The organism is Cryobacterium sp. 10S3, from assembly GCF_034344045.1.
Lineage (GTDB): Bacteria > Actinomycetota > Actinomycetes > Actinomycetales > Microbacteriaceae > Cryobacterium > Cryobacterium glucosi.
On record NZ_CP133773.1, the window covers coordinates 3895752 to 3909264 of the forward strand.

The 13513-nt window shown below is 66.7% G+C and carries 14 protein-coding genes; 11 read left to right on the forward strand and 3 right to left on the reverse strand.

Annotated elements, in window-relative coordinates:
• Positions 1 to 30: 30 nt before the first annotated feature.
• The 8 genes from RHM57_RS18065 (at position 31) to RHM57_RS18100 (ending at position 7814) form a co-directional block, all read left to right on the forward strand.
• A complete protein-coding gene (locus RHM57_RS18065; RefSeq protein ID WP_134448460.1) occupies positions 31 to 822 on the forward strand; it encodes an IclR family transcriptional regulator in 792 nt (263 codons plus the stop codon).
• A gap of 229 nt (positions 823 to 1051) precedes the next feature.
• Positions 1052 to 2380, forward strand: a complete 1329-nt coding sequence (locus tag RHM57_RS18070) for an MFS transporter (RefSeq protein WP_241975193.1) — start codon at positions 1052 to 1054, stop codon at positions 2378 to 2380.
• Between the two features lie 41 nt (positions 2381 to 2421).
• Positions 2422 to 3159, forward strand: a complete 738-nt coding sequence (locus RHM57_RS18075; protein WP_134448456.1) for a fumarylacetoacetate hydrolase family protein — start codon at positions 2422 to 2424, stop codon at positions 3157 to 3159.
• A gap of 126 nt (positions 3160 to 3285) precedes the next feature.
• On the forward strand, positions 3286 to 4008 hold the full coding sequence (locus RHM57_RS18080) for a TetR family transcriptional regulator (protein ID WP_134448454.1): 723 nt from the start codon (positions 3286 to 3288) through the stop codon (positions 4006 to 4008).
• On the forward strand, positions 4005 to 5063 hold the full coding sequence (locus RHM57_RS18085; RefSeq protein ID WP_134558145.1) for an ABC transporter ATP-binding protein: 1059 nt from the start codon (positions 4005 to 4007) through the stop codon (positions 5061 to 5063). The genes RHM57_RS18080 and RHM57_RS18085 overlap by 4 nt, the downstream gene beginning before the upstream one ends.
• Positions 5060 to 5887, forward strand: a complete 828-nt coding sequence (locus tag RHM57_RS18090; RefSeq protein WP_134448450.1) for an ABC transporter permease subunit — start codon at positions 5060 to 5062, stop codon at positions 5885 to 5887. Before RHM57_RS18085 ends, RHM57_RS18090 begins: the two co-directional genes overlap by 4 nt.
• Before the next feature lie 64 nt (positions 5888 to 5951).
• On the forward strand, positions 5952 to 6839 hold the full coding sequence (locus tag RHM57_RS18095) for an NAD-dependent epimerase/dehydratase family protein (RefSeq protein ID WP_134448448.1): 888 nt from the start codon (positions 5952 to 5954) through the stop codon (positions 6837 to 6839).
• Between the two features lie 132 nt (positions 6840 to 6971).
• Entirely contained in the window at positions 6972 to 7814 is an 843-nt protein-coding gene (locus RHM57_RS18100) for a fructose-bisphosphatase class II family protein (RefSeq protein ID WP_241975195.1), read from the forward strand.
• Between the two features lie 112 nt (positions 7815 to 7926).
• Here the strand turns inward: RHM57_RS18100 and RHM57_RS18105 are convergent, their stop codons facing one another.
• Together RHM57_RS18105 and RHM57_RS18110 are read right to left on the reverse strand one after the other, a co-directional pair.
• A complete protein-coding gene (locus tag RHM57_RS18105; protein ID WP_241975196.1) occupies positions 7927 to 8718 on the reverse strand; it encodes a ferredoxin reductase in 792 nt (263 codons plus the stop codon).
• On the reverse strand, positions 8715 to 9308 hold the full coding sequence (locus RHM57_RS18110) for a sulfite oxidase-like oxidoreductase (protein WP_134558146.1): 594 nt from the start codon (positions 9306 to 9308) through the stop codon (positions 8715 to 8717). The genes RHM57_RS18105 and RHM57_RS18110 overlap by 4 nt, the downstream gene beginning before the upstream one ends.
• Before the next feature lie 87 nt (positions 9309 to 9395).
• Here RHM57_RS18110 and RHM57_RS18115 point away from each other — a divergent pair, with 87 nt between their 5' ends.
• Positions 9396 to 10097, forward strand: a complete 702-nt coding sequence (locus tag RHM57_RS18115; protein ID WP_322189059.1) for an SOS response-associated peptidase — start codon at positions 9396 to 9398, stop codon at positions 10095 to 10097.
• Positions 10098 to 10149: 52 nt separating this feature from the next.
• Complete coding sequence (locus RHM57_RS18120; RefSeq protein WP_134558148.1) at positions 10150 to 11013, forward strand: Sir2 family NAD-dependent protein deacetylase; 864 nt, start codon at positions 10150 to 10152, stop codon at positions 11011 to 11013.
• Between the two features lie 62 nt (positions 11014 to 11075).
• Here RHM57_RS18120 and RHM57_RS18125 read toward each other — a convergent pair whose 3' ends face one another.
• On the reverse strand, positions 11076 to 11945 hold the full coding sequence (locus RHM57_RS18125) for a DeoR/GlpR family DNA-binding transcription regulator (protein ID WP_134558149.1): 870 nt from the start codon (positions 11943 to 11945) through the stop codon (positions 11076 to 11078).
• A gap of 270 nt (positions 11946 to 12215) precedes the next feature.
• On the opposite strand from RHM57_RS18125, the gene RHM57_RS18130 reads away from it, so the two are divergent.
• Positions 12216 to 13508: an ABC transporter substrate-binding protein gene (locus tag RHM57_RS18130; RefSeq protein WP_198413433.1), complete on the forward strand. Its 1293-nt coding sequence runs from the start codon at positions 12216 to 12218 to the stop codon at positions 13506 to 13508.
• The last annotated feature ends 5 nt before the right edge of the window (positions 13509 to 13513 follow it).

A 13513-nucleotide genomic window follows, 5' to 3' on the forward strand; every position in this document is an offset into this window, starting at 1 on the left:
GGCGCAGCGCGGCGCCAAGGAGGAAGCGGAATGAGCGTCATCGAGGTTGAAAAGGGTGCTCAGGCGCCGGCAGTCTTGAAGGCGGTCAGGATCCTCGATCTGCTCGCGCTCTCGCCCGGCCGCGCCCGTTCCTTGAGCGATATCGCGCGAGAGTTGGGTATAGCCAAGTCGTCGACGTCCAATCTGTGTGCGTCGCTCGAAGAGGGCGGGCTCATCCGGCGAAGCGGTGGAGGATATCTACTGGGCAGACGCGCGGTCGAGCTCGGAAGCGCTTACCTCGCGGGGTTCGACCAGATTCGGGAGTTCTACCGGATCTGCGAAGAGTCGGAGGTGCTCACCACACAACTTGTGCAGATTGCAATGTTGGACGGAGCCAGGGTCCTCTATCTGGCGGCGTACGAAGGGAGGGAGCGGTTCCCGTTGTCTGCGGGCGTCGGAGATCGCTACCCGTCGTCAGCGACCGCGGTGGGTACGGTACTCCTCGCGGAACTACCACCGGACGAGGTTGAAGCGCTGTACGCGGACCCCAATCGACTCGTGACTTTCACTGATCGTTCAACGAAGGACCTGGAGACGTTGCAGCGGAAGTTGAAGATGACGCGTGAGCGCGGATATGCCATCGATGAGGGTGAGATCCACTTGAGCGTGGTCGGTTTGGCAGTCCTCGTCCCTTCGACGCGAAGCGGAGAACCATCGTTCGGAATCGGTGCGTCGCTGGTGCACCCGAATGATTCACCGGAGGAGCGGGCGCGCGTCCTGGCGGCTCTTCGGATGGCGGCAGCGGAGCTGACGCGACCGACGATTGTTCCTGTCGAAAAATAATCGTTCAGAATGCCGAACTCTGTTCAGCCGGGTGTAGCATCATTCCTACGGGCACAGACGCCCGCATCGACGCCTCGACTTGGGTGAATTCCGAGTAATTCATTCGACTCAGGGGTCATCCAATGGAGGGTGAGACATCGTGAGCAGTGAGAATCAACCGGGCGGTTCCAGTGGGGCTTCGGATCCGGATTACGCGGCGAATCTTCGTCGGGCCACTTTGGCATCAAGCGTGGGCAGTGCGCTGGAATATTACGACTTCGCCCTGTACGGGCTCGCGTCGGCCCTGATCTTCAGCAAGGTATTCTTCTCCAACCTCACACCTGCCGTTGCCCTGGTCGCGAGCTTCGCCACCTTTGGGGTGGCCTTCGCCGCACGTCCACTCGGGGGGCTTTTCTTCGGCACGATCGGCGACAAGCTCGGTCGTAAATGGGTTCTACTCACGACGATCGCCATCATGGGTGGCGCATCCACTCTCGTCGGCGTCTTGCCGACCTATGAGCAGGCCGGCCTGTGGGCCCCGGCTCTCCTGGTTTTGCTCCGGCTCTTGCAAGGCTTCGGTGCTGGCGCCGAACAGGCGGGCGCGACGGTCCTTATGGCCGAATACGCACCCGTTCGCCGACGCGGCTTCTTCGCGGCCCTCCCCTTCATTGGGATTCAGGCAGGAACCTTGCTTGCCGCGGGAGTGTTCGTCTACCTCGGCACCCTCCCCACGGAGGTCCTGCTCGCGGGAGTGTGGCGCATTCCCTTCCTCGCCTCCATCCTGCTCATCGGTGTCGCCGTCTTCATCCGGATGCGCCTGCGGGAAAGCCCGACATTCATCACTCTCGAAAAGCAGGATCAGGTTGCCGAGAGTCCCCTCCGCGAGGTTTTCCGCGGCTCATTCCCCTCGGTTCTGCGTGGAATCGGCCTGCGGATGGCGGAGAACGGGGGCTCCTATATCTTCAGCACTCTCGCCGTGAGTTTCGTGGTCACAACCGTTGGAGTCGGCACGTGGATCGGCCCGCTCGCCGTCGCGGTTGGATCGTTGGTCGGGATGGTGACGGTTCCGTTCGCCGGTCACCTCTCTGATCGCTTCGGACGGGTCCCCGTCTACCGGTTCGGCGCGGCGGTCCTTCTGGTGCTTGCCTTCCCCGGCTGGTGGCTGCTGTCGCTCGGAAACCCTGTAATCGTCATCATCGTGATCGCCGTTGCAATCGGCCTCGGAGTCAACACCATGCTCGGCGCGCAGTGCGCGCTCCTTCCTGAAATGTTCGGCAACCAACACCGGTATCTCGGTGTTGCGACGTCACGGGAATTCAGTGCCATCCTTGCCGGCGGGATCGCGCCGGTCCTCGGTGCTTTCCTCATCGGCGCCAGCGGTGGGGCCTGGTGGCCGCTGGCCATCTATGTCTTCATCCTCGCCGCGATCACGTTCGCAACGACTTTCGTGACACCCGAGACCCGCGGCCGTGACCTGACGCTTCTCAACGACGCACTGTTCGACAGCGCGGTTCAGGTTGAGACACGTCCCGAACACATGGTGTCGCACAAGGAATTCCTCGCACGTGTCGGCAGCTGACGCAGCTTCTCTCCTCATTCGACCAAATCAGAAAGCACAGCATGCGGATAGCACGACTCGAAACTCCAGAAGGGCCCCGCTCTGCGGTGGCCGTGGACGATCGTTGGGACTTCATCATCGATCCTTTCGCCCGGGAAATCATCTTCACCGGGGACTCGACACCCATGGACGGTGCCGTGCTCCTTGCCCCGGTGCAACCCGGCCTCGTCGTCGGAATTGCTCATAACCTCACCAACAACAACCACGTCCTGCCCATTCAGGCCTGGCAGAAATCGGCACACACCGTCGCGGGGCCTGGCGACGAGATCCTGGCTCAGCGTGGCGTGGGAACGGTCAACGTCGAAGGAGAACTTGCCGTCGTCATCGGGCGATCGGCTACCGCGCTCACTGTAGAAAACGCCTTCGACTACGTTCTCGGATTCACGGTCGCGAACGACGTGACGAACGTCGATCAGGTGCCCGTCGACGAAAAGAACTTCCAGAGCAAAAGTGGAGTCAACTACACACCGCTCGGCCCCTGGATCGAGACCGAGGTGGCCGACCCCGAGAACGTGAGCACAGAGGTCGCGATCAACGGTGAGGTGCGCGCCCGGTCCGGGTCGTTCAACCTCCCGTCGAGTGTTGCCGCGACACTCGCATACGTGACGCGCTGGCTCACCCTGGAACCCGGGGATGTGATCATGACCGGTGCTCCGAACACCTTTGTCGCCGTTCATCCCGGTGATCGCGTCGACATCACTCTCGAGGGGATCGGAACGCTCAGCAGCACCGTCGGCTGATCGTCAACCGGGAAGTCCCGGAGCCCGGATGCTCGCCCTGCAGGCTGCAGGGCGAGCACCCGGGCTCCGGCATGTCACGCACCGAGGGCCTTGACCCGCACTGAACAAGTGTTTAGCATGTTGAACATGCGTACAGCTCGTCCCTCTCCACCGGAGGACCTCACGGCGCGCGCCTTGATCCGGGATGCCGCGATCGTTCATTTCGCTCAGGACGGCTTCCGCAAATCGAGCCTGCGGGCGATCGCCGCCACCGCCGGCGTGAGCGCGAGCCTCGTCGTGCATCACTTCGGCAGCAAGGAGCGCCTCCGCGGGGAGTGCGATGAATTCGTGATCGGCACCATGCTGGCCGCGGCCCGCGACAAGGCGAGCCCGGCGGGACTCCAGGCCGTGATCCAGGGATACCTCGCGAACCCCGCGGAATACGAGGTCGACGTCGCCTACCTGTCGCGGGCGATCGCGGAGGAGACGGCGGCCGGCCGGACCTTCGTGGACACGATCGTCGACGAGACCGAGGCGATCATCCGGGCCGGAATCGCGGACGGAACCATGAACCCCTCCTCCGACCCGCGCGCGGTGGCGGTCCTGATCGCGACGACGAGCCTGGCGATGATGACGATGAGCGCACACCTCGCCCGGTCGCTCGGCTTCGAGGGCCTGGGTCTCGGCCAGGAGACGATGCGGCGGCTCGCGCTGCCGTCGGTCGAGCTGTACACCCACGGGCTCTACACAGACGAGACCGTGCTGAACGTCACCCGGAAGGCGCTCGCGGCAACGCCGGAGCCCGCTGCGGCACCCCCGGCAGAGCCCATGCCGGCCCAGGAATACCCCAGTCGAGAGGACACCCGATGAGTCACGTCGAAACAGCGAGCTGGCCACATCCCGGGGCGTCGTCCCCGCCCACGGATGCCGCGATCCAGGCCGTCGAGATCACCAAGCGCTTCGGCAGCACCCAGGCCCTCCATGGTGTGACCTTCACGGTTCCCCGCGGCAGCGTCTTCGGCGTGATCGGCCCCAACGGAGCGGGCAAGACCACGACCATGCGCGCCCTGCTCGACATCATCCGGCCGAGCTCCGGGCACGCGACCGTTCTCGGCACCGACTCGCGCAACGCCGGCCCCGAGTTGCGCCGGCGGATCGGCTTCCTGCCCGGAGAACTCATCCTCGAGGGCCGCATCACCGGACGAAAGCTCCTGCAGCACTACGCCGACATCTCCGGTCCCGTCCGCACCGGGCACATCGAAGAACTCGCCGAACGGTTCCATCTCGACCTCGCACAGCCGGTGCGCAAGCTCTCCCGCGGCAACAAGCAGAAGCTCGGCATCGTGCAGGCGTTCATGCACGAGCCGGAACTCCTCGTGCTCGACGAACCGACGAGCGGGCTCGACCCCCTGATGCAGCAGGAGTTCCTGCTGCTCGTCAAGGAGGCCCGCGACGCCGGCCAGACCGTATTCCTGTCCTCGCATGTGATCAGCGAGATCCAGCAGGCCGCCGACGAGGTCGCGATCCTCCGGGACGGGCGCATCATCACCGTCGCGAGTGTCGAGGCACTGCGCCAAACGGCCGTGCGTCACTTGCGGATGACGGCCACCGGCATCCGCCCCGCCGACCTCTCCGAGCGGCTGGGCCGGCTCGACGGCATGGCCGGGCTCGTCTGCATGGCCGTCACCAGCCCCGCTGGGGCCGCAGCCACCGAGGCGACCGCAACCCTCGAGGGTGCGATCCAGCCCTTCATCCAGGCCGTCTCCACGCTCGACCTCACGGATCTCGTTCTCGAGGAACCCGACCTCGAGGAATCCGTGCTCGCGCTCTACACCGCGCCGGAGGATTCCGCAGAGTCGCACAGGGCCTCCCGGGCGACCCGAACCGCCCGCGGGTCCCGAGCGGAAAGGAAGGAACCGAAATGACCGCGTCCACGGAGACGGATGTCCGCCGTGCGCCCCTGCCGATCTTCGGCAAGGCGTTCGCAGACGGCCGGCGAGCCCTGCTCGGCTGGGGAATCGGCATCGCGGCGGCGATCTTCCTCTACCTGCCGCTCTACCCGAGCATGATCGGCACGTCCGAGATGCAGAAGCTCATCGACTCCCTGCCGCGGGCCCTGATCCGTACCCTCAATTACGACCAGATCAGCACCGGGGCCGGCTACACCCAGGCGACGGTCTTCGGCCTGATCGGGTTCCTGCTGATGAGCATCGCCTCGATCGGCTGGGGCGCGGCCATGCTCGGCGGCGACGAGGAATCCGGCCAGCTCGAGCTGACCCTCGCCCACGGCGTCACCCGGGTGCAGGTGGTCGTGGAGCGGTTCGCGGCGCTCGTGCTGAAGGTCCTGTTGATCACCGCCCTGATGTTCGTGCTCATCGCGCTCCTCAACGGCCCGAGCCAGCTCGGCATCGACGTCGGGTACCTGGCCCAGACCTGCCTGCTTTTCGCGGGCCTCGTGCTGCTCTGCGGCAGTGTGGCGATGCTCGGCGGCGCGCTCACGGGCCGCAAGGTGTGGGGCATCGGTGCCGGAGCGTTCGTCGCGGTCGTCGGCTACGTCTTCAACGCCCTCGGCAACCAGAGCGCCGACCTCGAGTGGTTGCACGGGCTCTCGCCCTACTACTGGGCGTTCGGAAACTACCCGATGACGAACGGGGCCCCGCCGCTTGCGCTCCTCGCGTTCTACGGCGGTTCCCTGCTCGTCGCGGCGGTGACGGCACTCGTGCTGCGCCAGCGCGACATTGGCGTCTGAGCGGAGCCGGCAGGCCCCGGCGCGGTAGCGTGAGGCTTTCACCACGTTCAGCAAGGGAGCGCTCATGAAGGTTGTCGTCACCGGTGCCAACGGAAAAGTCGGTCGGGCCGCCGTCCAGGCGCTGCTCGCAGCCGGCCACGACGTGACGGGGGTCGACCTCGCCCGCCCGGTCTTCGAGCGGGCGGTGGAGGGCGCGGCGCGCTACCAGATGGCCGACCTGACGGATGCCGGTGAGGCCTTCGCCGTGATCCGCGGAGCCGACGCTGTCGTGCACACCGCCGCGATCCCGGACCCGACCGCGAATCCCGCCCACGTCGTGTTCCGCACCAACCTGATGGCGACCTTCAACGTTCTCGAGGCCGCCGTCCGCTTCGGCGTGCCGCGCTTCGTGAACATCTCGAGCGAGACGGTGCCGGGATTCCTGTTCGCCGAGCGCGGCTTCCTGCCTGAGTATGCGCCCGTCGACGAGGACCACCCGGCGCACCCGCAGGACCCGTACGCGCTCACCAAACTCTTCGGGGAGCAGCTGATGGATGCCGCCGTCGCACGTTCGGACATCCGGTGCATCTCCCTGCGGCCGAGCTGGGTGCAGAACGAGGACAACTACGAGCAGAACCTCGGGCCGCTCGTGCGCGACGCCGCGTTGGCCAGCGGCAACCTGTGGAGCTACACCGATGCATACGACCTCGCGGACGCCATCGTGCTCGCCGCCGAATCGGAGCTGCCCGGCCATGAGGTGTTCTACATCGCCGCGCCGGACACTGCAGGCGGGCGCGACTTCGCCGCGATCCTGCACGAGCACTATGGCGACACGATCCCGCTGCGGCCCCTCTCCCGCCCGGATGCCTCGGGCATCTCGAGCGCGAAGGCGCAGCGCCTGCTCGGCTGGGCGCCGAAGCGGTCCTGGCGAGACTACCTCGACGCCGACGGCAGGGCGCTGGCGAGCTCGTGACCCGCGTTCGTAACACGGAAGAGTTAGGCTGACGCCATTCCAGTCTCCGGTACACCCGTCCCCGTCCGTCCCTCCGCCGAGCCGGAAATCGAGCCGACGGGCATCCCCCGTGGCTCCGGTTCCGGCGCCGTCGTGCTCGGCGCGCACTCCTATCCCGCCGCCCTCGTCGCCCGCGTGCGTGAGGCGACGGATGCCGCCGCGGCGGCCTGCCTGCCCTGGCTCGGCCGGGGCGACAAGATCGCCATCGACGACGCCGCCGTCACGGCCATGCGGGACGTGCTCGCCGATGCTCCGTTCGAGGGCACCGTCGTCATCGGCGAGGGCGAAAAGGATGCGGCCCCGATGCTGGCCAACGGCGAGGCGCTCGGCCAGGGCGGCGCCCCGCTCTGCGACGTCGCCGTCGACCCGCTCGACGGCACCCGCCTCGCGGCCTCCGGTCTCCCCGGCTCGATCTGCGTGATCGCGCTCGCCCCCCGCGGCACGATGTTCGATCCCGTCGACGTCTTCTACATGGACAAGCTCATCTGCGGCGCGGCCGGCCACGGGGTCGTCGACATCCGCCGCCCGATCGCCGAGAACCTCGCCAGGCTCGCCGCCGTCACCGGGGTCGCCGTGAGCGACCTCGTCGTCGTCGTGCTCGACAAGCCCCGTCACGCGGTGCTCATCGCCGAGATCCTCGCGACCGGCGCCGAGCTCCGGCTCGTCGGAGAGGGCGATATCGTCGCCGCCGTCGCGGCCGCGACCTCAGGGACCGACGTCGACGTCGTCGTCGGCATCGGTGGGACACCCGAGGGCATCATCGCGGCCTGCGCCGTGCGGGCACTCGGCGGATTCATGCAGGGGCGCCTCGCGCCCCAGACGCCCGAGCAGCACGCCGCGGCGCTCGCGGCCGGGCACGACCTCGACCGGGTGCTCGAGCTCGACGACCTCGTCGCGAGCGAGGCTGTGCTGTTCGTCTCGAGCGCCGTCGGCTGAGCCGGCTCAGTCGGAGATTCTCGCGAAACGCCGCTGGGCCGGTCGGCGGATGCGGCGTGTCGCGAAAATCTCCGACTGAGCGCGTGCGCAGGGGCGCGGGGGCGCGGAAACGTCAGGCGCCGTCCGCGCCGCCGTACCGCTCGGTCCGGATCCGGGCGGGATCCCGGCCAGCCCGCACGAGGGCGTCCGCCACGAACTCGACAAAGGGGGTCGCGCCGCACACGAACGTGAGCGCGCTGGTGCCGAGGGTCTGAACGCTCGCCGCGAGGCCGGTGACGTCAAGGCGGCCGGGTGCGTGGGGCCATCCGCTCGGGGCACGCCGGGTGTACACCCAGTCGAGGTCGAAGCGCGGGGAGACCCGGGCGAGCTCCTCGAGTTCGGCGCGGTAGTACGCCATCTCCGGTGAGCGCACCGAGTAGAGCAGGCGGAACGGAGCCGGGTGCGCGGCCGCCTCATGGGCGCGGATCATGGCCATCAGCGGAACGACGCCGGAGCCGCCGGCGATGAGCTGCACCGGCGCGGGTTCCTCCTCGCGCCAGACGAACCAGCCGCCGATCGGTCCGCGGATCTCGAGCCGGTCGCCGACATCGAGGCCGCGCACGAGATACGGCGAGACCTCGCCATCGTCGAGTTCCTCAACGGTGATCTCGAGAACCCCACCCGGTGCGGCCGAGGCGAGCGAGTACGAGCGCACGGCGGTGTACCCGTCCGGTGCGGTCAGGCGAACGTCGATGTGCTGGCCCGCGACGAGCTCGGGCAGCTGGGGCAGGGCGGCTGAGGCGGGCAGCCGCATCCGGATCGTGCGGGCCGTCGGGGTTTCGGCGTAGGCCTCGACGACCAGGGCGTCGTGCCAGTCCGATGCGTTCCACGTGGAACGGGCGGCGCTCGCCGGGACGTCGCTCACCAGTACCGTTCTTCACGCCAGGGGTCGCCGTGCATGTGGTACCCGTTCTGCTCCCAGAAACCGGGATCGTTGCGGGTCGACAGCTCAATGCTCCGCACCCACTTCGCGCTCTTCCAGAAGTACAGCGCGGGCACGAGCAGCCGGGCAGGGCCGCCGTGCTCCGGAGCCAGCGGGGCGCCGTCGAACTGGTGCGCCACCCAGGCCTTGCCGCCGCGCAGCTCGTCGAGCGGCACATTGGTCGTGTACCCGCCGTAACTGCGGGCCATCGCGAACCCGGCCCCGGTGTCGACGCCCTCGAGCAGCGTGTCGAGGGAGACGCCGCGCCAGCCGGTGCCGAACTTCGACCAGCTCGTCACACAGTGGATGTCGACGGTCACGTCTTCCTGCGGCAGCGCCTGGAACTCGTCCCAGGTCCAGGTGGTCATCAGCCCGGACTCGCTCGTGATGCTGAAGCGCCACTCCTCGGTGGACACCCGCGGGGTGGGTCCGATCGAGAGTACCGGGAAGTCCGTGACGAGGTGCTGTCCCGGCGGCAGCCCGGGGACGGGTTCGCGGCGACGGCCCATGAAACCGGGCGAAAAGAGACCCATGGCGACTCCTCCAGAGATGCGATTGCCGGATTCGCACAGCCTAGCGGCGCGATTGTCAGGACGCACCTGCCGGAATACCCTGAGCACATGTGCGGACGCTTCGCGATGGACAAGGACACCGACGATCTGATCCAGGAGTTCGTCGCGACCGGCGGCGACTTTCGGGACTGGCGGCCGTCGTACAACATCGCGCCGACCGATCGGGTTCCCGTGGTGCGCGAGTGGGAACACGACGGAACGATCACCCGCGAGGTTGACGCGGCGACCTGGGGGCTCACGCCGGCCTGGTCGACCGGCGGCAAACGACCCGCGCCGATCAATGCGCGCCTCGAGACCGTTGCCACCAACGGGATGTTCCGCACGGCCTTCGATTCGCGCCGGTGCATCGTCCCGATGACGGGCTACTACGAGTGGGAGGACCTCCCAGACGGCAAGCAGCCGCACTTCATCCACGGCGACGGGCTCCTCGCAGCGGCCGGACTCTACGCGGCGCGCAAGGAGAGTGACGACTCCTGGTCCCACAGTATGACGATCATCACGAGGGAGGCCCGCGACGCTTCGGGCGAGATCCACGACCGGATGCCCGCATTCCTCGAACGGAATGTGTGGGACGAGTGGCTCAGACCGGGGAAGCTCACCGACCCGAATCACCTGCTCGACCTGCTCGACCGAACGTCCAGCGCCGTTGCGGCCCACATCGAGAGCTACCCCGTGTCCCGGCGGGTGAACAGCGTGCGGATGCCCGACGCCGAACGGCAGGACCCGGCACTCATCCGGCCGCTGTCCTGAGGCGCACAATGGAAGGGCGGCCGTCGAATAGGGCCGCAGCTGGAGATACTCCGTGCCCGTCCCGTCCGCCCAACCTGCAGCATCCGTTCTGCACACCCCGCTCGCCCCGAGTCGCGCACTGCTCGCGCGGGCGCAGCGGGTCATCGTGATCGCCGGCGCCGGGATGAGCGCCGACATCGGGACGCCCGTCTACTGGACCGGGGACAACGCGGCATACGGTGACACCGTCTCGCACTACGGCCACACCAACCTCGAGCATTCCTGCGCGCCGCTCTGGCTCGAGGAACCCGACCAGCAGGCCGCGTTCTTCCGCGAGACCTGGCGGGAGATGCGCGAATCGGAGAAACCTTCCCGGCCCGCCGACCCGTACTTCGTGCTCCAGGACTGGCTGGATGCCGCCGCGAAGGACTCCTTCGTGCTCACCTCCAACGTCGATACCGCCTTCACCGACCACGGCTTCCCTGCCGAGAAGCTCCTCGAGATCCACGGCGCCTACGATCGCTCCCAGTGCCTGGCCGAACCGGAGGCGCACGGCGTCTTCCCGACCGTCGACCCGACGCTTGCCACCACCTTCTGTCCCACCTGCGGGAGCCTTGCCCGGCCGAACGTGCTCTTCTTCGACGACTACTGGTTCAACAACGCCGCGAACGAACTCCAGGAGGACGACTTCCTCGACTACCAGCGCCCCCTCGCAGCGGAGGACCCCGGCAGCACGGTCATCCTCGAGATCGGGGTCGGCCTCACCGTGATGAACCTGCGCAACCTGACCTGGGACCTGCACTCCCGGTACGACATCCCGATCGTGCGCATCAACCCGTTCCACGTCGGCCGCGGCGATGACGTGTCCGCGGGGAGCGCGCCGATCTATGAGCACCAGCTCACCGCGCTCGTCGGGCTCCGCGCCCTGCTCGGCTAGCCGGCGGGCACGCTGCGGCCTGCCGGGCCTGACGGGTCTGTCCGCCGAACGAGAGACGAGCCTCAGGGGGCCTGTCGCAGGTCGGGTTTGTCCGGTGAGCCGGGCGGCGGAGTCAGCACTTCCACATTGCTCTTCCGGAAGGCCTTGGCCAGGTCGGGCGGCGGGGCCTGGTCGGTGATGAAGTAGTCAGCCCGGCCCAGCTCGGCGACCTGGGCGAAAAGCTGACGCCCGAATTTCGTTGAGTCCGCGAGGATCGCGACGCGCGAAGCCCGGGCGACCATCTCGCTCATCATGACCGCCTCGGCGAGGTTGCTCGTCGAGTATCCGCCATCGGCGGAGACGGCCCCCACCGAAATCAGGGCCAGGTCGCAGCGCACATCGAGGTCATTCCCGCTGCCCGCGAACTGAAACCCGACGGGTCCGATGGTCGACTGGCCGCTGAGGCGCACGGCGCCGCCGAAGACATAGAGGTCACGACAGACATCCGGTGGCATCTCGATCGGAATACGGAGGTTGTTGGTGGCCACCGTCAGGTTGCGGTGCTTGTCCAGGTGGCGCACCGCTGCCAGCGTCGTCGTGCCGGCGTTGATCATGATGACGGAGCCGTCCTGCACGAGTCCGGCCGCCAGGGCGCCGATCTTGTCCTTCGCGGATGTCTGCAACCGCAACCGGAGGTCAAGTTTCTTCTCCGTCGTTTCCATGACCGATTGGCTGACCGCTCCGCCGTGGGTCCTGACCAGTACCCCGTCGGCATCGAGCTGGTCGAGGTCCCTTCGGATGGTGTCGGCCGAGACTCCGAAGTGCTCCGCGAGAGCCCCGACCGTGACCTGACCTGCTTCTGACACGTACAGGGCGAGATCGGCCTTGCGTCCCGCGGGCAGGCGGGCGGCCTGATCGGGCCGGTTCGAACGCGGGGCCGGGGAAGGGGACATGCCTGATATTAGCATTTTCTTGCATTTTCGTTCCGTGCTTTGTTGATTTCATCGGGCCAATTCCGGAGTTTCACGCATGACCCTGCATGCATGAGTGACTCCGACTTGGTCGGCTCGACCGGTGAATCCGGCGAAATCAGGGTGTTGGCGCGTACAAATTGGTGCATTTGTATGCTTGACGATCGGCAATTCACTCCGCTACTATCATGCAACAAGGCGCAGAAAAGCGCATACAACAGCAGAACACAGCAAAACTTGGAATGGAGAACCATGAATAGCAAAGGCGCTATGGTCCGGAGGGCTGTCGTCCCTCTTGTCGTCGCAGGAATGGCCGTCACCCTCATCACCGGGTGCAGCACCAGTAGTTCGGTCACCGCGACTGCGGATCCGAACGAGAAGGTCACGCTGGAGTTTTCCCAGTGGTGGGAGCCGGAACTGCCCGCTGGTGCACTGCGCACCCTGATGGACGAATTTCAGACGGAGAACCCGAACATTACGGTCAAGCTGCTCAGCGCGCCGTACGCGGCAACCAAGGACCAGACGGTTGCCGGCGCGGCCTCGGGAGTTATGTCCGACGTTGTGGGACTTGACGGGGCCTGGGTGAGCGACTTCGCCAAGCAGGGCGCGCTCGCCGACCTCTCCCAGCTGATGAAGGACGCCGGGTACGACGAGAGCCAGCTGGCCAGCCAGGTCAAGATCAAGGACTCGACCTTCATGATCCCGGTGCTCAACTTCGTCTATCCCATGTTCACCAACGACGATCTGTTGGCCAAGGCCGGCGTCACGGCACCGCCCACCAACCGCACCGAGTTCACCGCGGCGGCCGAAGCTGTCACCAAGACCGGGGACGCCAAGGGTTGGGTCCTCCCGCTTTCCCTCCAGGCGCCGAACGGAATCCAGAATGACGTCATGTCCTGGGCGTGGGCATCCGGTGGCAGCATGCTCAAGAACGGAGCCCCGGACCTCACGAACGCCGCGGTGAAGAGCGCGACCAATTACGTGAAGGACCTCTGGGACAAGGGCGTCATCGCCCCCGGTTCCCTCACCATGACGGAACAGGACAAGGTGGAGGAATTCACCAACGGCCGGGTCGGCATGATGATCGACTCCCTGTCGCACGTCACGAGCATCCGGGAGAAGAACCCGAACCTCAAGTTCAGCATTTCCGCCATTCCCGCGGCGGACGGTTTCACCGGCAAGCGCGGCATCCCATACGCGTCGTGGGGCATCGGTGTCTCCGACACCGGAAAGCACAAGGCGGAGGCCTGGAAGCTCGTGCAGTTCCTGATGAGTGAGAAGACCAACTCCACCTTGTCCACTCTCGCCCACGCCTTCCCCGGGAACACCAGCTCCACTCCGGACTTCACCGGAACCGACCCGCTCTTCAAGACGGCATTCGACATCTACAAGAGCGGCACACCCGTCAACGAGTTCGTCGGTCTCCCGGTCGCGGAACAGCTGATGCGTGACTTTGACGAGCAGTTCCAGGGCGCGCTGACCGGGACCCAGTCTGTCGACGACATGCTGACCAAAGCCCAGGGGGCCTGGACCGCGAAGTTCTAGCCAGT

What these genes read in the sequence shown, in the direction of transcription:
- RHM57_RS18075 (WP_134448456.1), top strand. Translation starts at nt 2,422, where the DNA reads ATGCGGATAGCACGACTCGAAACTCCAGAAGGGCCCCGCTCTGCGGTG.
- RHM57_RS18125 (WP_134558149.1), bottom strand. Translation starts at nt 11,945, where the DNA reads ATGTCCCCTTCCCCGGCCCCGCGTTCGAACCGGCCCGATCAGGCCGCC.
- RHM57_RS18090 (WP_134448450.1), top strand. Translation starts at nt 5,060, where the DNA reads ATGACCGCGTCCACGGAGACGGATGTCCGCCGTGCGCCCCTGCCGATC.
- RHM57_RS18115 (WP_322189059.1), top strand. Translation starts at nt 9,396, where the DNA reads ATGTGCGGACGCTTCGCGATGGACAAGGACACCGACGATCTGATCCAG.
- RHM57_RS18095 (WP_134448448.1), top strand. Translation starts at nt 5,952, where the DNA reads ATGAAGGTTGTCGTCACCGGTGCCAACGGAAAAGTCGGTCGGGCCGCC.
- RHM57_RS18080 (WP_134448454.1), top strand. Translation starts at nt 3,286, where the DNA reads ATGCGTACAGCTCGTCCCTCTCCACCGGAGGACCTCACGGCGCGCGCC.
- RHM57_RS18065 (WP_134448460.1), top strand. Translation starts at nt 31, where the DNA reads ATGAGCGTCATCGAGGTTGAAAAGGGTGCTCAGGCGCCGGCAGTCTTG.
- RHM57_RS18130 (WP_198413433.1), top strand. Translation starts at nt 12,216, where the DNA reads ATGAATAGCAAAGGCGCTATGGTCCGGAGGGCTGTCGTCCCTCTTGTC.
- RHM57_RS18085 (WP_134558145.1), top strand. Translation starts at nt 4,005, where the DNA reads ATGAGTCACGTCGAAACAGCGAGCTGGCCACATCCCGGGGCGTCGTCC.
- RHM57_RS18110 (WP_134558146.1), bottom strand. Translation starts at nt 9,308, where the DNA reads ATGGGTCTCTTTTCGCCCGGTTTCATGGGCCGTCGCCGCGAACCCGTC.